The 23,619-nt window shown below is 38.3% G+C and carries 15 protein-coding genes; 6 read left to right on the forward strand and 9 right to left on the reverse strand.

Going from position 1 to position 23,619, the window contains the following annotated elements:
* Positions 1 to 81: 81 nt before the first annotated feature.
* On the reverse strand, positions 82 to 603 hold the full coding sequence (locus AC559H_RS04410; protein WP_036831746.1) for an FxLYD domain-containing protein: 522 nt from the start codon (positions 601 to 603) through the stop codon (positions 82 to 84).
* A gap of 180 nt (positions 604 to 783) precedes the next feature.
* On the opposite strand from AC559H_RS04410, the gene polA reads away from it, so the two are divergent.
* Entirely contained in the window at positions 784 to 3,669 is a 2,886-nt protein-coding gene (gene polA / locus AC559H_RS04415) for a DNA polymerase I (protein ID WP_173400991.1), read from the forward strand.
* Between the two features lie 40 nt (positions 3,670 to 3,709).
* On the opposite strand, the gene AC559H_RS04420 is transcribed toward polA, so the two are convergent.
* The gene (locus AC559H_RS04420; RefSeq protein WP_026793844.1) at positions 3,710 to 5,248 is read right to left on the reverse strand and encodes a phospholipase D-like domain-containing protein; all 1,539 of its coding nucleotides are present in this window, start codon (positions 5,246 to 5,248) and stop codon (positions 3,710 to 3,712) included.
* Positions 5,245 to 8,694, reverse strand: coding sequence for a serine/threonine-protein kinase (locus AC559H_RS04425; RefSeq protein WP_026793845.1), 3,450 nt, complete (start codon positions 8,692 to 8,694; stop codon positions 5,245 to 5,247). Before AC559H_RS04425 ends, AC559H_RS04420 begins: the two co-directional genes overlap by 4 nt.
* A gap of 144 nt (positions 8,695 to 8,838) precedes the next feature.
* Between AC559H_RS04425 and AC559H_RS04430 the strand changes: the two genes are divergently transcribed.
* From AC559H_RS04430 to AC559H_RS04445, 4 genes are all read left to right on the forward strand, one after another.
* A complete protein-coding gene (locus tag AC559H_RS04430) occupies positions 8,839 to 9,237 on the forward strand; it encodes a VanZ family protein (protein WP_026793846.1) in 399 nt (132 codons plus the stop codon).
* A gap of 94 nt (positions 9,238 to 9,331) precedes the next feature.
* Positions 9,332 to 11,743, forward strand: coding sequence for a GH116 family glycosyl hydrolase (locus AC559H_RS04435; protein WP_026793847.1), 2,412 nt, complete (start codon positions 9,332 to 9,334; stop codon positions 11,741 to 11,743).
* 32 nt (positions 11,744 to 11,775) lie between these two features.
* Positions 11,776 to 13,536, forward strand: coding sequence for an ABC transporter ATP-binding protein (locus AC559H_RS04440; RefSeq protein WP_026793848.1), 1,761 nt, complete (start codon positions 11,776 to 11,778; stop codon positions 13,534 to 13,536).
* A gap of 70 nt (positions 13,537 to 13,606) precedes the next feature.
* Positions 13,607 to 14,005 (forward strand): hypothetical protein, encoded by a 399-nt coding sequence (locus tag AC559H_RS04445; RefSeq protein ID WP_026793849.1) that lies wholly within the window; start codon positions 13,607 to 13,609, stop codon positions 14,003 to 14,005.
* Between the two features lie 40 nt (positions 14,006 to 14,045).
* Here AC559H_RS04445 and AC559H_RS04450 read toward each other — a convergent pair whose 3' ends face one another.
* Positions 14,046 to 14,585 carry a cyclic nucleotide-binding domain-containing protein gene (locus AC559H_RS04450; protein ID WP_026786916.1) on the reverse strand — a complete coding sequence of 180 codons (540 nt, stop codon included), beginning with the start codon at positions 14,583 to 14,585 and terminating at the stop codon, positions 14,046 to 14,048.
* A gap of 154 nt (positions 14,586 to 14,739) precedes the next feature.
* Between AC559H_RS04450 and AC559H_RS04455 the strand changes: the two genes are divergently transcribed.
* Entirely contained in the window at positions 14,740 to 16,224 is a 1,485-nt protein-coding gene (locus AC559H_RS04455; protein ID WP_026793850.1) for a BCD family MFS transporter, read from the forward strand.
* A gap of 36 nt (positions 16,225 to 16,260) precedes the next feature.
* Here AC559H_RS04455 and AC559H_RS04460 read toward each other — a convergent pair whose 3' ends face one another.
* The 5 genes from AC559H_RS04460 to AC559H_RS04480 are packed head-to-tail and all read right to left on the reverse strand — an operon-like array spanning position 16,261 to position 23,591.
* Complete coding sequence (locus AC559H_RS04460; RefSeq protein WP_043938697.1) at positions 16,261 to 17,010, reverse strand: hypothetical protein; 750 nt, start codon at positions 17,008 to 17,010, stop codon at positions 16,261 to 16,263.
* 33 nt (positions 17,011 to 17,043) lie between these two features.
* Positions 17,044 to 18,165, reverse strand: coding sequence for a chemotaxis-specific protein-glutamate methyltransferase CheB (cheB, locus tag AC559H_RS04465; RefSeq protein ID WP_026793851.1), 1,122 nt, complete (start codon positions 18,163 to 18,165; stop codon positions 17,044 to 17,046).
* 36 nt (positions 18,166 to 18,201) lie between these two features.
* Positions 18,202 to 20,676 carry a hybrid sensor histidine kinase/response regulator gene (locus AC559H_RS04470; protein WP_026793852.1) on the reverse strand — a complete coding sequence of 825 codons (2,475 nt, stop codon included), beginning with the start codon at positions 20,674 to 20,676 and terminating at the stop codon, positions 18,202 to 18,204.
* Positions 20,677 to 20,718: 42 nt separating this feature from the next.
* Complete coding sequence (locus AC559H_RS04475) at positions 20,719 to 22,125, reverse strand: methyl-accepting chemotaxis protein (protein ID WP_026793853.1); 1,407 nt, start codon at positions 22,123 to 22,125, stop codon at positions 20,719 to 20,721.
* 20 nt (positions 22,126 to 22,145) lie between these two features.
* Entirely contained in the window at positions 22,146 to 23,591 is a 1,446-nt protein-coding gene (locus AC559H_RS04480; RefSeq protein ID WP_026793854.1) for a methyl-accepting chemotaxis protein, read from the reverse strand.
* Positions 23,592 to 23,619: the final 28 nt, after the last annotated feature.

Genomic DNA, 23,619 nt, shown 5'->3' on the forward strand with positions numbered 1-23,619 from the left:
CCATTTTTGGGATGATTCCCCGATCAAAATGTAAATTAAGATCAATTTCCCACTCTAAAGAAGGGAAATTCAAATATTTTTTTATAAAGGATAAACCGCTTGAGGATTCAATTGTCTACGACACATTTCTCGCCGTTCTAAATTATCGGCATAGCATTGGTTAATGGTTATTTTTTTCTGACCCATAGCAACAATACTTTCAATTAAAATAACTTCCGATGGATTCTTGACGACTCGACCGAATATCCCGGTTTCTCCCGGTTTTAGTTCCGTGGGATTAACCGTTGCTTCCCCGGCTTCTATTTCAACTAATTGATCATTTTGTTGTTGATATTCTCGATAAATAACTTTTAGTGATCGCATCGGTGTTGAACTATTATTTTTAACTTTTCCTTCAATCGAATAACGAATTACTGGGTTCTCTCCAAATCTCACTAATTTAACATCACTGACAGTCAATTCTGAGTTTTGAGATAGGATTACAGACGGAGAATGTTGGGATGAATCTGACGGAGAAATAGGAGGATTTGAAATCGTTTTTAAGGCAGGTGTAAGCCCTGCAATCATCACAAATACTAAAACCAAAGGCAAATCAAGTGGCATAATTAAATCTCCTGAATCAGAGTATTATTCTAATCAATAGGGTAAAGGTCGAATCTTCCCAAGGATTCACCGAGGAAAGTCAAGGTGAAGAAATTCTTACCCTGAAATATTACAATATTGGCACAGATTAACATATACAGGGTTTAAAATAGGAATTGTATTGCAGTTGGTATTAAAACAGTGTTGGAATATCCCCTATTGCTTTTAGTTGATGGTCATTCGTTGGCGTTTCGCTCCTATTATGCCTTTGGCAAAAGTCGCCAAGGGGGTTTACGCACGTCAACAGGTATTCCCACCAGTGTTTGTTTTGGATTTTTTAAGTCCTTATTGGATGTGATGGCGAGTCATAAACCCGATTATTTAGTGATCGCATTTGACTTAAAACAGCCCACCTTTCGCCATGAGGCTGATGAAAATTATAAAGCAGATCGGACAGAAACCCCTCAAGATTTTATTGAGGATGTGGAGAATTTAAAACTATTATTACAAGCCTTTGATCTTAGCATTATTACCGCCCCAGGTTATGAAGCTGATGATATTTTAGGGACGTTATCTCATAGGGGAAGTCAGGAGAATTATCGGGTTAAAATTCTATCGGGAGATCAGGATTTATTTCAGTTAATTAATCTGGAAAAAAATATTACTGTTTTACATTTAGAACCGGGTAAAGGAAGCAACCCTACGGAGTTTTTAGCCGAACAGGTTTATCAGAAATTACAGATTTATCCCCATCAAGTCATTGATTATAAGGCATTATGTGGGGATAAATCCGATAATATTCCTGGGGTAAAAGGCATTGGGAAAACTACGGCGGTTAAATTATTAGGAGAATATAGTTCTTTAGAAAATATCTATGCCAATATCGAGGAAATTAAAGGAGCCACTCGCAAGAAATTAGAAGAAGGTAAGCCGGATGCTGATCATTCTCAAATATTAGCGCGAATTATTCAAGATGTGCCATTAGAAGTTGGTTTAGAAGATTTAAAATTACAAGGTTTTGATCCAGCTAAAATTCAACCGATTTTAGAACATTTACAATTGCAAACCTTTTTAGATAAAGTTAATCAAATTCAAAAGCAATTTAAAGGAAATATTCAACCAAAAACATCAGAAACTTCAGTTAATACCGAGGAAGATACCAGTTTTTTTACCAAGGAAGAAACCGAAATTTATCAACAACAAAAAACAGCAAATAATCCCGCATCTAAGATTAAATTGCGTTTAATTCAAACACCGGAAGACTTAAAACAGTTGGTTGCTATTTTACAAAATCATACTGATACTAATTATCCCGTTGCTTGGGATACGGAAACCACCTCTTTAGAACCGAGAGAAGCGGAATTAGTTGGAATAGGTTGTTGTTGGGGAATAGCGCCAACAGAGGTGGCTTATATTCCTTTAAATCATACCCAAGGAACGAATTTAGATAAAGTGGAAACCTTAAATATTTTACGTCCAATTTTAGAAAGCGATCGCTATCCTAAAACCTTTCAAAATGCTAAATATGATCGATTAATTTTTAGAGTTCATGGGATAGAATTAAAGGGCGTTGTCTTTGATCCGATGTTAGCAAACTATGTATTAGATCCTGAAGATACTCATAATTTAATTGATTTAACCCGCAAATATTTGGGTTCAGAATTAACAGCACCGAGTTATAATGAATTAGTACCAAAAGGAAAAACTATTGCAGATATTAATATTGCTCAAGTCGCCGAATATTGCGGAATGCAGGTTTATGTTACCTTTCAATTAGTCGATAAAATTAAAGCACAATTCATAGATAAACCCCAATTAATAAAACTCCTAACGGAAGTTGAACAGCCCTTAGAACCTGTTTTAGCTGATATGGAATATGGGGGTGTGCATCTGGATATTGACTATTTACAGACCTTAGCAGAACAATTAGATAAACAGTTAGAAATTACTGAAATTCAAGCTTATGAAGTGGCGGGAGAAAAATTTAATTTAGCTTCTCCCAAACAACTCAGTAAACTCTTATTTGAAACCTTAGAATTAAGTACAAAAAAAACCCGACAAATCAAAACCGGATATTCAACGGATGTGAATGTTTTAGAAAAATTACAAGGAGATCATCCCATTATTGATATCATATTAGAACATCGAACCTTAGCCAAACTCAAGTCAACTTATGTCGATGCTTTACCCACATTAGTAGATGCTAACCAACGCATTCATACCAGTTTTAACCAAACTATTACCGCCACGGGACGGTTATCTTCTTCTGATCCTAATTTGCAAAATATTCCGATTAAAACCGAATTTTCGAGTAAAATTAGAAAAGCATTTATTACCGAACCAAACTGGTTATTAGTTTCAGCCGACTATTCTCAAATTGAATTGAGAATTTTAGCTCATTTAAGTCAAGAACCGATTTTATTAGAAGCATATCAAAATAATCAAGATGTCCATACTGTTACCGCTAAGTTATTGTTTGAAAAAGCAACCGTAACTCCAGAAGAAAGACGCTTAGGAAAAACGATTAATTTTGGAGTAATTTATGGAATGGGGGCGCAAAGGTTCGCCCGGGAAGCCAAAGTTAGTAGTGCAGAAGGTAAGATATTTATTGAACGATTTAATCAACGGTATTCTCAGGTTTTTGCCTATTTAGAAAGGGTAAAAAAACAAGCAATTTCTCAAGGATATGTCGAAACAATATTAGGACGAAGACGCTATTTTGATTTCCAAGGAGATAGTCTACAAACCTTAAAAGGAGTTGATATTAATGAAATTGATTTAACCCAATTGAAGAAAAAAATGGGTCAAAATGATTCCCAACTATTAAGAGCCGCTGCTAACGCCCCCATACAGGGTTCTAGTGCTGATATTATCAAAATGGCAATGGTACAAGTACATCAACTTTTAAGCCAATATCAATCTCAATTGGTGTTACAAGTTCATGATGAATTAGTCTTTGAAATTCCCGAAACAGAATGGCAAGAAATCCAACCACAAATTAAGACTATTATGGAACAAGTGCTTCCCTTAAGTGTTCCGTTAGTTGTGGATATTCATGCTGGACAAAATTGGAAGGAAGCGAAGTAATTATTTTTTATGAAGCAGCCTAGATCAAGCAGATTTTGTATTAATCGTTAAACCGCGATCTATAGCTATCAAAAAGTTCGTCGATTTTTTGGAGGTCAGATACAAGTGTCCCCCGTTCATCTCGAAAGGTGCGATCGCGATCGCCCTTAAAAGAAAGCCAATTAAAACTTGTTGTGACAGCAAATTTTCCATCAGATATGAGAATTTTGGCGTGGGTATCTCCAAGACGCTTAAGGATAAAATTATCTTTGTACTGATTCGCTAATTTTTGAATATTCTTCTCAGCTTGAATATCAGATTTGTAATTTTTATCATTGTTCTCTCCCAAACCGTAACCAATGAAAACTTGTACTCCCCGTTTGAGAAGATTTTCAAACTGTTGGAGAAACTTTTTATCCACAGAACTTGCTCGAATCCAAGGAGAGATAATCATTAAACGTTTTTGACTGTCTTGAAGTGCTTGTTCGAGGATGGGACGGTGTTCGTACATTTCTAACCATCGCATCGGAACTAAAGCTAGAATAGAATCAAGTTTAGCTTGAAGTTCTTTTATTTGCTGTTGTGCTTCTTGAAGTTGTTGATTAAGAATGAGTTTTTCCTGATCATTTTCAGTTTGTTCAAGGGTATTTCGAGTTGTTTGTATTTTTTCTTCTATTTGAGCTTGAGCAGCAAAAACTTCTTCCTTAATAGCTTCAATTTCTTGTAAGGGAGCTTGAGCAACAAATTCATATCCTAAAACTTCTTCAGCTAACTTCCGTGGCGCGCTTTCCTTTAAATCTTCTAATATGCGAAGTTTTTTTACACCATTAGTACGAGCAAAAATTGCTTCATGATCATTAGAAATAACATCATCAATTGCAAAAGCTACCTGAATATTATCACTATCTTTCGCCTTATAAATTAGCATCAAAGCTGGTTGAAAAAATATCGACCTGCGCTCAATATCTTTCAAGGCTAAAAGGTCTCGCTCTTGCTTAACTCTGGCTTTGCTGGCTCTGTCAATCTGGCGAATAATTTCGTCCACATCTTTGAGTTTAAGATCGGAAATTTCTGGTGACTTTTTCGGAAAGGGGTCAATTTCTATAATGTCTTGATTACGCAAGTCTTTTTTCTTAAGTAAACGTGATTCTAATCTTCCGTACCAGCGAGGATGCCGTAAAAGCCCATCAAAATTGATATCAAATGTTCGCTCTTCTGGAACAATAATTTTAGCCTCGCGGAGTGTTCCTTCACCTTTTTTTGTCAACTTCCAAACCTGCATCTGAGAGCCATCAGGAGCTATGAGATCTATATCCTCACTCATCCTTAAATTGATCATTGCATCCCTGACAATAGGCAGTTCAAGGCCAAGAAATCCAGCAATATCCGTTTCAGAAGATAAATCAGCATTAATCGATTTTAAGACATATTCTTCTATCGGTGGAATTTGTTTATGAAGTTGAGTTAGAGCTTGAACAGTAATTTTATAAACAGGTAAACCAACGGGTTTACAACTTACTAAATCGAAGCCTGTACGATTGTCGTAGCGACGCAATTCTTGTTCTTCTGGAGTAAGAGAAATTGATTCTTCTAAAATCATAAGTTAGCCTCCTTTAAAGCGCAATTTTCTGGGTGACATTCAATATAATCCAAAACTCGGTGTAATGGATTCTCGTGTGAGGTTCGACAGAAGTAATGATCTCCCACAATTACTAAACCCACTTTACCTCTGGATAAAGCCACATTTAATCGTTCTGCATCGCGCAAAAAACCTACTTTACCTTCTTGGTTAGAACGAGTTACAGAATACACGGCAATATCAGCTTCCCGTCCTTGGAAAGCATCTACTGTATTACACTCAACTGTTAATGCTTGCCAATTGTTTCCTTCTGAATCAAGGCTACGATTAAGTAATTTTAGCTGTGCTGCATACCCGGTCAAAACAGCCACACTATATTTTTTTTCAGCTTTTACTGCTGTCTGATTTAGCTGTTTGAGAAACTCAACAATGACTTGCACTTCACAGGTATTATTAAAGCTAGAATTGAAAGACTGTTCACGAGGATTTTTAAGTTTACTTGTTGTTAACCAAGTAACGGGTTGTGGTAGAATTTTAACAAGGTCTTTATCTATATCAGTCCTGGCACTTTTTAGCTGACCCTCGTAAAAGCATTCACTAACTAAATTGCCAATTGGTGCAACCATCCGATGTTGAATTGTTAACATCTTGCGACACCCATCTGGGAGTGTTCTCAGCAGTCGATCAAATAGGGTTTCTCGAATATCATCCTGAGTCAGTTCGTATTCCTCCAGAAAGTCAGAACTTCTACTAACTTCATCTTTAAACGGTGGTAGTTGTTTAGGGTCGCCAACCAATATCCAGCGATGCGATCGCGCCATTGGGACTAATACTTCTGTCGCCGTAGCTTTTGAAGCTTCATCAACAATACAAAGGTCAAATTCTATGTCTTGAATCTCTTTAGGAATACCGATACAAGTCCCAGCAACTACTTGCGATCGCTTAATTAAAGGTATATTGAATTCGTTATTTCGACCAAACTGCTCAAACCATTCTGTCTGAATCGCTATCAGTCGTTGGAGCATTTTCGCGGACGGTGTATTGGGATCGATGAGTTGATTGATCTGCTCCTCTATCTCCTCAACCGATAATCTCAAAAGTTTATTGATGCTAATTTCGGTTAATTCTTTTAACTGCTTGGCTTTTTCTTTCTGTTGCTGTCGCGCTTCTTTTAAATGCTGACGTGGGATGCTAATTTCCACTTCAATACTCTGACATTCCTCTAGCTTATCCTTGGGAATGTTAGTGTCTAACAATGAATCTGGATTTTCTGTGTCGTAATTTATTGCTAGAATTTCATCTAAATTATGTTTCCAGACATCAACTTCTCCCCTGAAAGTTTCAATTTTTATTCCAAGATTTCTCATTTCTTGAAATAGTGTGGCTATTTCACTGTTATGCTCAGAAATACCTCGTTCTGCTGACCAATTATCAATAAATTCCTGTCCTTTAGCGATCGCAGACTCTCTCCATTGTTCCATCTGTTCTTCGAGTAAGAGGGAATGAACATTTTCTGATACCCTTTCATGGTTGCCAATTCGCAACAATTTCAAGTTAGGATCTTTAGCTTTAATCCGTTCTAAGGCATTATCTATTGCAACATGAGTTTGTGAACTGAGCAGAATTCTAGTATCAGGTTTTTGATTAATAATTTGCAGAACAACTTCTGTAATAAATGTTGTTTTTCCTGTCCCCGGTGGGCCTTGAACAATTAGAAAATCTTCTGTAGAAAGTGCGGCTTTGACAACTTCCTCCTGTGATTGATTCAGAGATTGAACAAACTGCACATCCACTTCTAAATCAGGAATACGAACTTCTTGGGGATTGACAAGTAATTGGCGAATGTCTGAACGGACTCCCCTGTCAAATCTAATTGCATCTAGGGCATTTTTTTGTCGATTTAGGGCAACTTCAGCAGCACGAGTATCAAAACGCAATTCTCCAAATTTTGGGAGTCTGTATGCTTCTCCATATTTAATATAAAGAGTCAATTTGTCACCGATAACTTGCTCAACATCTCCCCCCAAGATGCTCAATTCTTTGGCGTTTTTCACATGGCGCGGTTGTCCAGCTAGATCATCTTCTGGAAGTTCTGATAATTCAAAGGTAACGCGATTTCCATGAGGAGTAAAGTCTTTGTATTTAATCGGTTTCTCTCTATTTTTTTCCCAATCACCCTTCGCTCTAAGAATATCCCACCAAACTTGAAATATTCGTTGCTTTTCTTTCTCATCTTCCTGTTCTTTTAAGTTATCTTCATGCTCTATAACTGCATCCTGTAGATCCTGAATTACCTCTTTTGCTTCAGATAAATTCAGTGGCGTTCCCAGTTTGAACTCGTAGGGAAGAATCCAAGCACGTTCTCGACGCTGTTCCAGTTGCGAGTAAGAAGTAGACCAAGCATTGAAAATCACTAGGTGGTTTCGTCGGTTTTGATCTACCTTGATATGATAACGATAGGAAATACCATAAATTTCGTAGTGATCTTCAGAATATGGATCGTCTACTTCTTCCTTCCATTTATAGGGACGAATCCCACAACCAGATTCATTATTGATATCTTCAAGGATAAGATTCTTGATCTCAACTTCAGAAGAAATCTTTAATTCATTCCTAAGTCGTTCTAAGCACCTTGGTATAAGCTCAAGGAAGCAAGGGCGTTTCTTAATTGCTCCTATTTTTGTCTTCCCTTGAATAGCATGAATTTCAGCTAACAGTACCTCTGCATTATGCTGACGCTCTGCGGGGTCAAGGGAAACAGCACGCTCGATAATTTCAAGGATTTCAGAGGGTGCATCAAACACTTTTAATGCGCTGGGAATATTATTATGATCTATAAGTTCAACATTGGTTAGACACTTCAAAACCAATACACCAAAACTAAAAACATCACGGGTGTAGGTATGGGAACCATCATCGAATTCTGGCGGCGTGAATGTACGCGATCTAAACTCTTTGAGAGTAATACTGGGTTGCAAATAGCTTTTAAGCTTAGATATGCCAAAGTCAGCAAGTTTGAGTTTACCGTCACTTCCCACTAAAATATTGTTAGGTTTAATATCCCGGTGTATTATGCCTCGACTATGGGAAAATGCCAAAGCCTCCAACATGGGTAGCGCTACCGCTTTCCAGAATGAATCCCAACTATCAGGGGGAGATTCTTTGAGAAGTGTTAGCAAATCCTTGTCCATCCACTCCAGAACCAGAAAATAGTTACCCGTAGTTTCATCCTTTCCAAAATCAAGGAGTTCCACAATTCCAGGGTGCTTTAACTCTTGGAGAGCTAGGGTTTCACGTCTGAAAGATTCGGCTATAATATCTGCTTCAATTTGCCCACGATTGAATTCTTTTACCGCAACTAGCCTTTCTTCTTGATTGTAGTCCCTTGCCCGGTAGACATCTGCCATTCCACCTGATCGCGGGTTGGGGGATAGAGCATAGCGATCGTTGATGAAGCGAGGTGGCATAACTTAGTTATCTATAGAAAACATTTGTTTATTTATAACACAAATTACATTTTTAAGTCATCAAGCCTTTCTACTGTTAATCATCCGAAATCTTCAAGGTGGCGGTGGTAGATTTAGGGTAATCCCTGATTCAATCATTTGACAATGAAACGATTTCAAAAATCTTGGCGAATTGCCTGCCTCCTCTATTTTATGTTATTATTTTTAATTGTAATTACAGCCAATGGGGGAAATTTACCCTACAATTTATTAGGAAAAATACCCTATTATGATGTCTATGGGCACTTTATTTTATATGGAATAGCATCTTTTTTAAGCCATTTAGCCTTGGGAGGACGAAAGATTGTAATTTATCGGTTTTTCCTTCCCCTAGGGCCGTTTTTGTTTGCTATTGTGACCGTCGCAGAAGAAATCATGCAAACTCATTTTCCTACTCGTACCTTTAGTTTACTCGATTTAAGTTCAAGTTTAATTGGGATTATTATATTTTATTATCTAGCAGAATTATGGATTTTTTATCATAAAACAAGACTGAGTAAATAAAATTACCCTTGCTTATTTAACTCAATTGTGGGAAAATTTAAAACATCCCAAGGGGGAATTTTATTTTATTAAAACAGCATTATCCATTAACAGCATGACCAATTCCAGCCCTATTAACAATATTCCTGAGTCTACTTGGAGTCGCCCCATTGGTTTAGGGTGGGAAAAACCCTATACCGTCCGCTACGCAAGTAATTTAGATGATGGCCCTTGGCACGGAATGCCTTTAGGGGGGTTGGGTGCGGGTTGCATTGGACGCTCCTCCAGGGGAGATTTTAACCTTTGGCATTTGGACGGGGGAGAACATATTTTTCAGACACTTCCGGCTTGTCAATTTAGCATTTATGAAGAAATAAACGGTCAGAAAAAGGCCTATGCTTTATCAACAGAATCCCCGGAAGATGGTAGTTTATCGGAATGGAATTGGTATCCAAATCAACCAGAAAATGGAACCTATCATGCCCTATATCCTCGCAGTTGGTTTGTTTATGAAAATGTCTTTTCCGCCCAATTAACTTGTGAACAATTTTCTCCAGTTTGGGCAAAAAACTATCAAGAAAGTAGTTATCCGATCGCAATTTTTGAATGGACAGCCCATAACCCAACGGATGAACCAATTACATTAAGTATATTATTAACTTGGGAAAATACAATTGGCTGGTTTACTAATAGTTTAGCCAGTCCAGAAGTGAAAGTTAGAGATGATGGAAGTCCGGTTTATGAATATCAACCGAATTGGGGAAAAAGTGCCGGAAGTATTAATAGATTAGTCGAAGACTTTCATCGTATTGGCTGTTTAATGACCCGCCCAACTGTCAATGAAGATGTACAGGAAGGAGATGGACAAATTGCGATCGCAACTATTACAAATCCGGCGGTTGAAGTATATTATCAAACCCGTTGGAACCCAACAGGAAATGGGGAAGATATTTGGCAATGTTTTTCAGAAGATGGTACACTTTTAGACCAAGAAAGTGAACATCCTGCTAAAGAAGACGAACGAATTGCGGTGGCTTTGGCGGTTAAATTTACGATTAGACCAGGGAAAACCAGAAAGATTCCCTTTTATTTAGCTTGGGATTTACCAATTACTGAATTCGCATCGGGAATTAATTATTATCGTCGTTATACTGACTTTTTTGGTCGTAATGGTCATAATGCTTGGTCAATGATTCGCACTGCAATGAAACATTCTGACACCTGGCGAGAACATATTCAAGCATGGCAAAACCCAATTTTACAGCGTCAAGATTTACCGAATTGGTTTAAAATGGCACTGTTTAATGAGTTATATTTACTCACCGATGGGGGAGCAATTTGGAGTGCTGCGGATGAACGTGATCCTATCGGTCAATTTGGGGTTTTAGAATGTTTAGATTATCGCTGGTATGAAAGTTTAGATGTGCGGTTATATGGATCATTTTCTCTATTAATGTTATGGCCGGAGTTAGAAAAATCCATATTAATTGCCTATTCTCGCGCAGTTTCTCAAGGAGATAATACTCCCCGAATAATTGGTTATAATCAGGCTTCAGCTATTAGAAAAGCCGTGGGTGCAACCCCCCATGATTTAGGCGCACCGAATGAACATCCCTGGGAGAAAACTAACTATACCAGTTATCAAGATTGTAATTTATGGAAGGATTTACCCTGTGATTTTGTCCTGCAAGTTTACCGAGATTTTCTATTGACAGGTGCAACGGATTATGAGTTTTTAAAAGATTGTTGGTCAGCGATGGTTGAAACCATCAATTATCTGAAAACTTTTGATCTTGATCAAGATTCTATTCCTGAGAATAGTGGCGCACCGGATCAAACTTTTGATGATTGGAAATTACAGGGAATTAGTGCCTATTGTGGAGGCTTATGGTTAGCCGCGTTAGAAGCGATGATTGCCATGGGAACACTGTTAGAAAAAGAAACCGTTACACCCCATCCTAATACGGTAATTCCCCTGTATCAAACATGGTTAGAAACCGCTAAACCTCTCTATCAAAAAACCCTTTGGAATGGTCAATATTATCGTTTAGATAGTGGTAGCGGTTCCGATGTAGTAATGACAGATCAATTATGTGGTCAATTCTATGCTAAACTATTAGAATTGCCGGATATTGTTCCTGCTGATTGTACAATTTCGGCTTTAAAAACCGTTTATGATTCCTGTTTTAAAAAGTTTCATAATGGACAATTTGGAGCCGCCAATGGTGTCAGACCCAATGGAGAAGCAGTTAACCCGAAAGATACTCACCCCTTAGAAGTTTGGACAGGAATTAATTTTGGTTTAGCCGCCTTTTTCTTGCAAATGGGTATGAAAGCCGAAGCCTTAGAATTAACCGAAGTTGTGGTTAAACAAATCTATGATAATGGCTTACAATTTCGCACACCAGAAGCAATTACCGCCGCCGGAACTTTCCGCGCTAGTCACTATTTAAGGGCGATGGCAATTTGGGCAATTTATTATCAATATAACAATCCTAAAAACCGTAACCTTAATACCAAAATATGATAAGTTAAAAAAAGTATTTTGGCGATCGCAACTTGAAACAAAAACAACCCTCTAGTTACAAAAAATTAATTCCCTATATTCGTACCCAAGGACAAACTATTACTAAAGCCTTGGTTTGTACGGTTGCATTTACCGTATTTTGGCCGTTATTAGCCTGGTTAGCCGGACAAATGGCGGGTTATATTGGTAGGGGAGATGTGAACGCTATTGCTCAATTAGCGGGGGTGGCGGCGGTGGTTTTCCTTGTCCGAGGAACGGTACAATACGGTCAGGATACCCTGATGGCAAAAGCGGCTTTAACGATTGTTTTGGAATTAAGAAAAAAGGTATATCGTCATTTACAACAACTAAATATTGGGTATTTTGAAACTGCCAAAACTGGAGATCTCGCCTATCGTCTTACAGAAGATATTGATAGAATTGGGGAAGTAATTAATAAATTTTTCCATCAATTTATTCCCTGTATCCTGCAATTAATTGTAGTTTTGGGATATATGATTTATCTTAACTGGCAATTAACTTTAGCTACTTTAATTATAGCCCCATTTATGGCGGTATTAATTGGTTGGTTTGGCGAAAAATTATTAACTTTTACTCGCCATAGTCAAAACCGAGTTTCTAATTTAGCCTCTTTATTAACAGAAGTCTTTAGTGGTATTCGCTTAGTCCAGGCATTTGCCGCCGAGGAGTATGAAATTAATCGCTTTAGTTTAGAAGCCGAACAAAACCGCAAAGCTAAATATTTAGCTGAACAAATTAAGGCTTTACAATTTGTGGTTGTTGGCTTTTTAGAAGCTATGAGTGTAATTTTATTATTCTTTTTGGGGGGATGGCAAATTTCCCAAGGGAATTTAACTGGGGGCGGATTTATTAGTTATGTGGCGGCGGTGGCATTATTAATCGATCCCATATCATTAACTACCAGTAATTATAGTGATTTTAAACAGGGTCAGGCTTCGTGCGATCGCATTTTTGAACTGTTAGATGTACAACCGACGGTTGTGGAAAAACCCCATGCTTTTATTCTACCCCATGTCACCGGAAAAGTTGAATATGCTAACGTTAGTTTTACCTATCCTAAAACCGATTTTTCCCAAAGCCAGGAAGATAATAAACCCGTTTTAGAAAATTTGAACCTATTAGTTAAATCGGGGGAAATGGTGGCCTTAGTGGGGCCGTCAGGAGCGGGAAAAACCACCTTAGTTACCCTGTTACCCCGATTTTATGATCGTCAATCAGGAACAATTAAAATTGATGATATTGATATTCAGGATGTCACCTTAAAAAGCCTACGGCGACAAATTGGAATTGTCCCCCAAGATATTACTTTATTCTCAGGAACTATTGCCCAAAATATTGCCTTTGGTCAATCCTATTATGAATTAAATGACGTAGAAAATGCAGCTAAAATTGCTAATGCCCATGCCTTTATTATGGAGTTTCCTAATGGATATCAAACCCTTGTTGGGGAACGTGGCGTTAATTTATCGGGGGGACAACGACAAAGAATTGCGATCGCCAGGGCCGTATTATTAGACCCTAGAATCTTAATCTTAGATGAAGCCACATCCGCCTTAGATTCCGAGTCAGAAGCCCTAGTTCAAGAAGCCTTAGAACGATTAATGCAGGATCGAACGGTGTTTATTATTGCCCACCGTTTAGCCACAGTCAGACGGGCAACTCGGATTTTAGTATTAGAACAGGGTAAAATTGTGGAATCAGGAACCCATCAAGAACTCTTAGAAAAAGGCGATCGCTATGCTCAATTTTATGCTCAACAATTTAATACCTAAAAATAGCCAAATTTAAAATTGTCCTAATTAAAAAACACAGTTATTTTTAGTTAAAAAAAGGGAGATAGTAATGGAATTAAACCCGTCACCGGATGATGCAAATTTTAAGCGTCAAGTCCAAAAAATGCACCAAATTACCGTTTACAGCCGATGGGTGGTAATTGGACTTTTGTGGGTAATAGTTGCACCATTGAGTTTGTGGGGATTGCGGGAAGAAATTGCCCTTTTGCAAAACTATTTTACTTGGTCTGCGGTTCGCTATGGTTTAGCTTATAACCGTTTTGCAGCCCTTGGTTTAGGGTTGTGTCTCGGTACAACAACAGCCACATTAGTTTGGCATAGTCGTAACATTTTATTCGGGGTTTCTCCCGCCTATCAAAAACGTTTAGAACAGCAGATTTTTAAAATATTGAAACAGGGGCCCAGTCATCCGCTTTGGAAGTGGATTATGGTGACAGAGAATCACTAATCGCCTCTGTATCAAATTAAATTAGTAATTTCTATTCCCTTTATTTCAAACTTTGAACTAACCAGTTAAACTTCGCTTGAGCCAAGGCTAGAAATTCCTGTGTTTGTGAACTTAATTCATCGGGTTCTGGTTCATATTCCATCAGATCTTCGTAACCTAAACGCCGAATTGTTCCTCGCATCCGACTAGCTAAACACAGGGATAAACCTTGATAAAATCGGGCAGCAAATTTAGCATCACTGTGTATTTTACTATTAAGTTCAAATCGAGAAATTGCTAAAACCTGAGTCGTTTCTATGGCTTTAACCGTTGCCAAAGGAGGCCGACTATCAATAAAAGAAATTTCTCCCACCACTTCCCCCTTTGTAATTTGGGCTAATTCTCGATCTTCATTTGTACCGATCACCACACTTAATAATCCACTTAATACAAAATATAACGCATTAATTGGGCGGCTTTCATAAATTAGCCTTTCTCCGGGGGGGATTGTTTCTACCTTTGCTTTATGGACAACCCAGTGTAGATCATCATTGCTTAATCCACCGATAAGAAACAGTGCTTTTTCTGTTTTATGAGTCATTTTTTAATGATATTTTTAGTAACTTTTATGGAGTAAATACAACCCGTTTTTTCTGAGCAAATTCTATTATAATCTTAGATTAGAGTTTTGTCTAAACTTTAATCGGAATTGTCAAAGATTAGTTTTCCCCTTTTGTTGTACCAATTCACATTCCATGAAAAATAGTGATTCCTCGGATAAATTGCCATCGACCGATCCCCCGAATGGGCAACCCTTACCCTCGATTAACATATTAACCATGTTTCGGTTAGGTCTGTTTCAAATGGGGTTAGGGATTATGTCTTTGTTGACCCTGGGGGTGATTAATCGGATTATGATTGATGAGTTAAAAGTTCCAGCATTGGTAGCGGCGGGAGCGATCGCTATGCACCAATTTGTTTCCCCGGCTAGGGTATGGTTTGGTCAGATGTCCGATGCTAAACCGTTATGGGGATATCATCGCAGTAGCTATGTTTGGATTGGGTTAATTTTATTTACCAGTATGGCATTTGTAGCCCTACAAATAGTTTGGCCATTAGGTGCTAGTATTCAAAGCAATGGATTCAATGGAATTGCCTATTTGTGGGCGGGTTTATTAGCATTAATTTTTGCTGGATATGGTTTAGCTTTAAGTGCAAGTTCCACCCCCTTTACGGCCCTATTATTTGATATTTCCGATGAAAATAATCGCTCTAAATTAGTCAGTATTGTTTGGTCAATGTTGATGGTGGGAATTGTAATTGGAGCAATTATTAGTTCTAAAATTCTCCATCGTCCCGAACTCTGTGGTGCAGATCTTTTAGTTGATAATCCCATCGCCACATCAACAACTACAAATTTACCCCAATTACAAACCTCTGTTAATCTGTTATTTATTGTTATCCCATTAATAGTAATCGGTTTATCTTTTCTGGCAACAATTGGTATTGAACGCAAATTTTCTCGCTACAAATTGCGCTCAAAGATAGTTGAAAGGGAAGATCAAATTACCTTTAGTCGCGCCCTTAAAGTTCTCACCGCCAGCCGACAAACAGGATTATTTTTTAGCTTTTTATTGGTGATGACTATTAGTTTATTTATGCAGGATGCTGTATTAGAACCCTATGGCGGTGAAGTGTTTGGAATGTGTGTCTCGGAAACCACCAAATTAAATGCGTTTTTTGGCATCGGAACTTTAATCGGAATTGCTACAACCGGATTTTTAATTATTCCCCGGATCGGTAAAAAAAATACCGTCAAAATCGGCTGTATTGGAGTCGCAATTTGTTTATTATTTTTTATAATAGCAGGTTTTTATGCTAATGCTGGATTGTTGAAAGGAGCGTTATTATTGTTTGGTTTAAATTCGGGGATTTTGACAGCAGGAGCGATTAATTTAATGTTAGATTTAACCTTAGCTGAAACTGCCGGAACCTTTATTGGAGCCTGGGGTTTAGCACAGGCTATGGCGCGGGGATTAGCAACGGTTTTAGGGGGGGCAATTTTAGATTTAGGACGGGCGATCTTTCAGGTTCCTTTCCTCGCTTATGGTTCGGTTTTTGCCGTACAAGCTGTTGGCATGATTCTAGCAATTGTATTATTAAATCGTGTAAATATTCGAGAATTTAACGAAACAGCCAGACAAGCGATCGCCAATGTTTTAGAACAAGAACTAGATTAATTGTAGAGACGTGCCATGGCACGTCTCTACTGATTCTTACCATAATCCTCGCACGGGTTTCTCCCCTCCTACGGGGCGACAATTACCATAGAGAACTTTACAAACATCGTTAATTTTATCTTGATGGAGCAGGGGAGTTTTAAACCCTTGGAATAATGGCCCTGTAATGATCATCTCATATTCTTGTTTCGTCATTTTTTCAATAGAAATTTGAGACAAGGTTAAATCAGGGGTTAAACTGGAAACTTTTTGTCCGGCTTCAATTGTGAGCGGGTTAGGATTATTTAGATCATTTTTTGATAATAATTTAATTTTACCTTCTAAAACCTGAATTGTCCCGGTTGTAACATTGGTTTGGTTATTTTTATCAACATTTAACACATAAGTTGTACCTTGAACTCCCGTGGCAAATCCTAAGATACAACCATTAGCAGGGCCAGAAGCAATGAAAACCCCTGCTTGGATTTCCGCACATTGACCAACCGTAATCTTAGAATTTTCTGCCATTCTGCCATTAGCACCCGTATTAAAATCAATTTGAGCGCGGGCTTGTTCGGTTCTAATTTCCTGTCCTAATGTCGCTTTTTCCGTGACTTCAGCCACTTGATTTTCAATAAATACTTGATTATTATTACCAATAATATCAGTCAAAGTAGCAAGATTAATTTGTGCCAAAGCCGGAAAATTAACTAAAGACAGTCCTCCAATTAAACCCAAAACTTTGCTTAGGTTTAAAAGTCTATCCTGACAATTAACTTCCGGTTTTAAATTTAACTTAAACTTCATTTTAATAGTCCTTTATTCAAAAATACATTAATCTTAGATTAACCCCTTCACCCGATTAAGAATAAAAGGAGCAATATCATTCACCGATAGAATGTGTTGGGCAGCCCCTAAAGCGATCGCTTCTGCGGGCATTCCAAAGACTACACAACTATCATGATTTTGGGCAATCGTTAACCCACCCTGATCGAAAATAGCCTTCATTCCATCAGCCCCATCCCGGCCCATTCCGGTTAACAAAACCCCCGCAGCACTGGCTCCATAACAGTCAGCAACAGACTTTAAAGTAGCTGTCACCGCCGGACGATGACCCGCCAGTGGGGGTGCATTTGAATAGGAAAAACGACCCGTATGGCTAAATTCTAAATGGTATCCGTCTGGGGCAAAATAAACCGAGCCCGCCTGGGGAAGTTCACCGACCATGGCGATTTTAATAGATAAATTGCATTCCCCATTTAACCAACTGACTAACCCGGGCAAAAATCCTTCGCTAATATGCTGAACACAAACAATAGGAACGGGAAAATTACTGGGAAATTGTGTCAAAATTGTATGTAAAGCTTGGGGGCCACCCGTAGAAGCACCAATCCCCAGAATTTTAATTGTTTGAGAAGATGCACCGAAAAATCTTGAGGGTTCACCTACAACTTTGGAATGGGGTGAGGATAAAAGAGTTTTACTGATCAGTGGAGGTGAGGTGATCGATAAATGGTTATTACTAACGTTGGGTTGGGATTTACGATGTTTAGTAAAAACTTTGACGCCCGCAAGCACTTTAATTTTTTGAATTAATTCCCGTCCGATCAATTCATAATCCGAGGCTAAACCCGTTGTCGGTTTAGGAAACACATCAACGGCCCCAGCATTTAACAGTTGAAAAACATTTTGAGTATCATCGGATTGAACCGAAGCACTGATCACCAAAATCGGACGGGGATAAATCACCATGACTTCTTGGATAAATTCCAGTCCGTTCATTTGGGGCATATGAAAATCCGTACAAATCACATCCGGTTGGACAGTGGGCACCAATATCAATGCTTCCTTACCGGTTCGAGCCGTTCCTACAACAATTATCTCGGTCGATGTTGATAAAATTCGTTTGAGAATAATCAAAGCAACAGCCGAATCTTCAACTAGGACAACTCGAATTGGCATTTTACAGTTAGTCACTGATTAGATAGATATTCCTAATCATACTAATCTTTTTAGAGTTTCGATCAAAACTTCTTGATTGAAAGACGCTTTAGTAATATAGGCATTTGCCCCAACTTCTGCACCTTTGCGTTTATCTTCATCGGAAGCTAGAGAAGTCACTAGAATAATCGGTAGTTCACTATAGTCCCGATTTTGTCGAATTTTAGTGACTAAACTTAACCCATCCAAATTAGGCATCTGGATATCAGAAACCACCGCATCAAAGGAACGAGTGCCGAGTTTATTAAACCCATCTAATCCATCCACCGCCGTCACAACTTCATAACCCGCGGCTTCTAAAATTCGTTTTTCTTGAGTCCGAGTGGTGATTGAATCTTCTACTAATAAAATCACCGGTTTAACAGAGGAATTATCCTGAACCTTTAAAGCAGATCGGACGATGGGGGAACTGATCACACCCGCTTGTTTACGAATGGATTTAATTAAGTCTTGAGGACTTAAAATAATACAGACTTCCCCCGTTCCTAAAATCGTGGCTCCCGCCACATTTCTGACCCGTTTTAATAGTTGGCTTTGGGGTTTTAAGACCACATCCTGCTCATCAACTAAAGCATCAACAAACAATCCTAATTTTTCTTCTCCCACTTTTAGAATAATGCAGGGTGAAGCCACATCCATTGTGGGAGAACTGGGATTTTTTTGGATCAAGGATGGGGAAAGGGAAAAACGAGATTTGGACTCTTGAGAAATTGTAGATTCCGGTTCAAACTGAGAAGAAGTCCACCGAATTTCCAATAAATCAGCTAGTTGAGCTACGGAAATCGGTTGGTCTTCAAAAACAATCGTTTCTCGGCCTTCAATCGCAAAAATTTCATTAGCCTGAACCAGTCGTGTCATTTGGACAAATTCGACAGGAATGGCATAGGAAATCTCCTGAACCGATACAATTAAAACATGGGCTGTTGCTAAGGTAGTTCCCAATTGAATCCGAAATACACTACCCTTTCTTGGGGAAGATTCGACTTGAATAATGCCTTTTAAACGTTCTACATTGGTTCGTACCACATCCATTCCCACACCCCGTCCCGATACTTCGGTGACGACTGTTCGGGTGGTAAAACCAGGAGCAAAAATTAAACTATGAATTTGTTGTGGAGTCATTCCCAATAATTCTTCCGGTTGACAAATTCCCCGTTTTAAAGCAGTTTGTTTGATTTTTTCGATATCTAATCCCCAACCATCATCACAAACTTCTAACACAATATGGGTCGCCGTTTGATAACCGCGTAACTCAATTTTTGCGATCGCTGGCTTACCTAATTTTTGCCGTTCTTCTGGAGTTTCAATCCCATGATCAATCGCATTTCTTAAAATGTGCATCAAAGGATCTTTCATTTCTTCTAAAATCCGTTTATCCGCACGGGTTTCTCCACCAGAAATCACTAATTCAATTTCTTTTCTCTGCTGCCGCGCTAAATCCCGTACCATGCGAGGAAACAAATTAAAAATAGTTGATAGGGGTAATAAACGTAAGGTTCTGATCCCATCTTCAAGTTCATCACTAATAATATCTAAACGGGCAATATCTTCAGAAAAAGTATTTCTAAGTTGATTAATTAAAGATCCCAACTGTTCTAAACGTTCCGTACTACGATGATAATAATTTTGCAGTTGCCCGATTGTTCCCTTTTCAGAACTATAACGATTGAGGTTATTTTCTAAGTCATGAACCACAAACCGATTCACAAAGGCATCTCGACTCCATTCTTCCCATAAACTCACCAGGTCTTCAATTTCATTTAACCGATGGGCAATCCGAATTTTTGTTACCGTTAATTCTCCCGTTTGAATCATTAACCCATCTAAATTACGAGTCGGGACTCGAATGGTTTCAATTTTATAAGTAGAGTCGCGACTGGCCGTTACTGGAGGCATCGTAGCATTCATCGGTTCAGCCACGGTCATTACTGGAATAGGGGTTTCATCCGGTGCGACATCGGGCAAAGGAACTGAGTCAATAATCGGCTCCTCGATTTCGCTCGGTTCCTCTTGACTTTCAAACTCTACTACATCAGGGGGAGGCGGTTCAGAATTCACCGTCGGTATAGCTGAAATTGCATCCGTCGGTGTTTCGGGTTTAGCCCCCATCAGATAGGCTAAACTATGAAAAGCATTAATCTCACAGGGTTCTCCGGTAACCGCAGCATAAACTAACTGACGAATCGCATCAATCCCATAGGAAATTCGATCCACTAAATCAGCCGTGAGGGTGGTTTCCTGACGTTTCAACCCCCCTAATAAATGTTCAATTTGATGGGATAAGGTGGCAACATCTTTGACCCCTAACATTCCCGCATCTCCTTTCAGGCTATGGGCTTCTCGCAATAATTCTTCTATTTTTGCCGCATCATTGGGATTTTTTTCCAGATATAATAATCCTTCATCTAAATTCTGCAAATGTTCTTCACTAGCAGTTTTAAAAACTTCCCGTAGTTCATCATCTTCAATCATCATAAGTCTTTGATCCTGTCAATGTAATTCAATTTTGAACGATTAAACCAGAGTTTGCAGATTTTTGGCGGTTTCATTTAACTTTTGAACTCCCTGTTTGGTTTGGTTAATGCTGGTCGCCATTTCTGTGGAAACAAAATTTAAGTTATTCATGGCATCAACAACTTGTTCAACCGCAATAGATTGTTGTTGGGTATTTAGGGAAATTTGCTGCAAATTAATAGCGACATCATTAATTGCATGAACAATATCTTCAACGGATTTCGAGCCCTCCTCTGTCACCCTAATAGTTAAATTAGTCGCCGTTTGAATATCCGTAACAATTGAACTAATTTTTTCGGCTGATTTACGACTTTGATCTGCTAGTTTACGAATTTCAGATGCCACCACCCCAAATCCCTTCCCACTGTCTCCGGCTCTAGCAGCTTCTACAGAAGCATTTAAGGCTAACATATTTGTTTGACTTGCCAAATCCGTGACCACATTTGTAATACTATAAATTTTTCCTAAATGTTCACTTAAACGCATAATTTGCTGTTGTAATTGTTCCATTTTTATTTTCAAACTGAAACTATTACCCGTTTCAACAGATGATTTTTGATAACCACCCGCTAAGAGTAAAACTTGATTAGCTCCGGTGGCGGCTGTTGATGCTTGTTCGGCAGATTGGCGACTTGATGCACCCAATTCATCCATACTAGCTGTAGTTTCATTCACTGAACTTGCTTGCTGAACAGTGACTCGTTCTTGAGATTCCATAATATTAACTAATTCTTGGGAGGCTTGCAAAATTTGGGATGCTTCTTGATTAATTCGCTTGAAGATGAGAGTAATGAGGCTAATTCCCAATAAAATTGAACAAAATATAGTTGCTCCTGTTCCGATCCAAACCGTATTAATCAGGTGATCTAAAGCATCATTTTGCCGTTGATGGTACGCCTCTACTTGTTGAGTTTCCAAGGCGATAAATTTTTGAGTTTTCTCTAAAACCGTTGTTGATAATTCCGTACCTTTTCCTTGCTTCCAAATCTCTAGGGCTTGGTCAACTTTATTATCATTAATTAATTTGAATAATGCCGAATAGTATTGTTCTAATTGGTCTACCGATCCAGTTAAACTATCTAAATCTTGAATCACTTCACGATTGGTAATCAGTGTTTTCACATCTACCAATGCTTCTCGATAAAGAGATTCAGAAGTTTTATACAACTCACGGGACTGAGGATTTTTAACTAAAATATATCCCTGGGCAGCAATCGTTAAGTCTTTCGTGGCTAAAGCCAAGTTATTAATAGCTTGCATAGCATCACCGGATGTTTGGACTTCTAGGGTTGTTCTCCGAACTTTTTCGACATTGGAGGATACAATTCCAGCTACTAATAAAGAAAGCAAAATTGGAATTAAATAACCCGCAATAATCCAGTACCTTAAACCATTGATTTTTAACATATTCCGGTGATATTACTATATTAAACAATTGAGTTTAGATTTAACGCGACTTCATTCAATTTTTCCATTCCTATTTTAGCTTGATTTAATCCATTAGCGGTTTCTCCAACCCCCTGACTTAAAACATTCATCGCCTCTAAAACCTGTCCAATGGCGATCGCTTGTTGCTTAACATTAAGGGAAATTTGCTGATTATTCAAGACCACATTATTCACCGCTTCCGCAACCACAGCAAAAGTATCTGCGGTTTCCCGGGTGAGTTCTGCATTAGATATAACAGTTTTTGTCCCTTCTTCCGTTGCCATTACCGTTGAATTAATTGAAGTTAAAATATCAGCAACCAGGGTATTAATTCTGAAGGCAGATTTTTTACTTTCATCCGCTAATTTTCTGATTTCCGTGGCGACAACTGCAAATCCTTTGCCATGTTCTCCGGCTCTAACTGCTTCCACAGCAGCATTCAGAGCTAACATATTGGTTTGATTTGCTAAATCACTGACCAATTCAGAAATATTCCCAATTTGGTTTGTTTGTTCACTTAAACGAATAATTTGTTGGGCAATCACTTCAACTTTTTGTTGAAGATTTTCCATCCCTTCTAAGGTACTATTGACCGCTTGTTTTCCCCCTTCTGTTAATCCTAAAACCTGTCTAGCTTGATATGTAGCTGACTCGGCTTGTTCCGCCGTTGACCCAGAGGAAGCACTCAATTCATCCATAGTTATTGTAGTTTCATGAACAGAACTCGCTTGTTGATTTGCTGTTCGTTCTTGTTCTGCAAGGGTAGCAGCAATTTCGGTGGAAGAAGTGGCGATAACTTGTGTGGCTTGATGAATGGTTCCACCAATATTAACCGCAATTAATAGGGCAATAATAATCACCGTCACCAAAATTAGCAAGGCTCCAAACACGAGCGTTGTTAATAATCCGTTCAATGATTCTTTTGCTTTAGTTGTTTCCTGAGTTAAAAGACTAGCTTCTGTTGTCGAAAATTCATCGCTAATTCGATCAAAATCGATCACATATTGAGTTGCAGTGCGAGCTTTTTCAATGGCTTCAGATAATTTTCCTCGATTTGCTAGGATAAAAACTTGTTGTGCCATTTGATCATATTCATTCACTAAGTTATCAAGTTTTTGTAACCGTTGTTTTTGCTCTGGACGATAAACCAAGGATTCCAATGTTTTAGCCGCTTCCCGATAAAGAACTAAACCGGAATTATATTCCGTTAAAAAATCTTGATTTTTTAGAGCTAAATATCCCCTTAAACTCCGAACCATCCCTTGAGCACCACGTTCCATAACATTGACTTTTAAAATTACCTCTTGAACCCTTTCTGCCTCTTTGAAAGTATTAGATACTTGATTAATATTGCTATAAACCAATGCGGTTAATCCCATAAATAAAAACACGGGTATGCTATATCCTAAGAGTAACCTCTCTCTTAATTTGAAATTGTTAAACATATAATTTTTGATGGTTGATTACAAAATT

This window comes from Planktothrix prolifica NIVA-CYA 540 (assembly GCF_963864145.1).
Taxonomy (GTDB): domain Bacteria; phylum Cyanobacteriota; class Cyanobacteriia; order Cyanobacteriales; family Microcoleaceae; genus Planktothrix; species Planktothrix agardhii.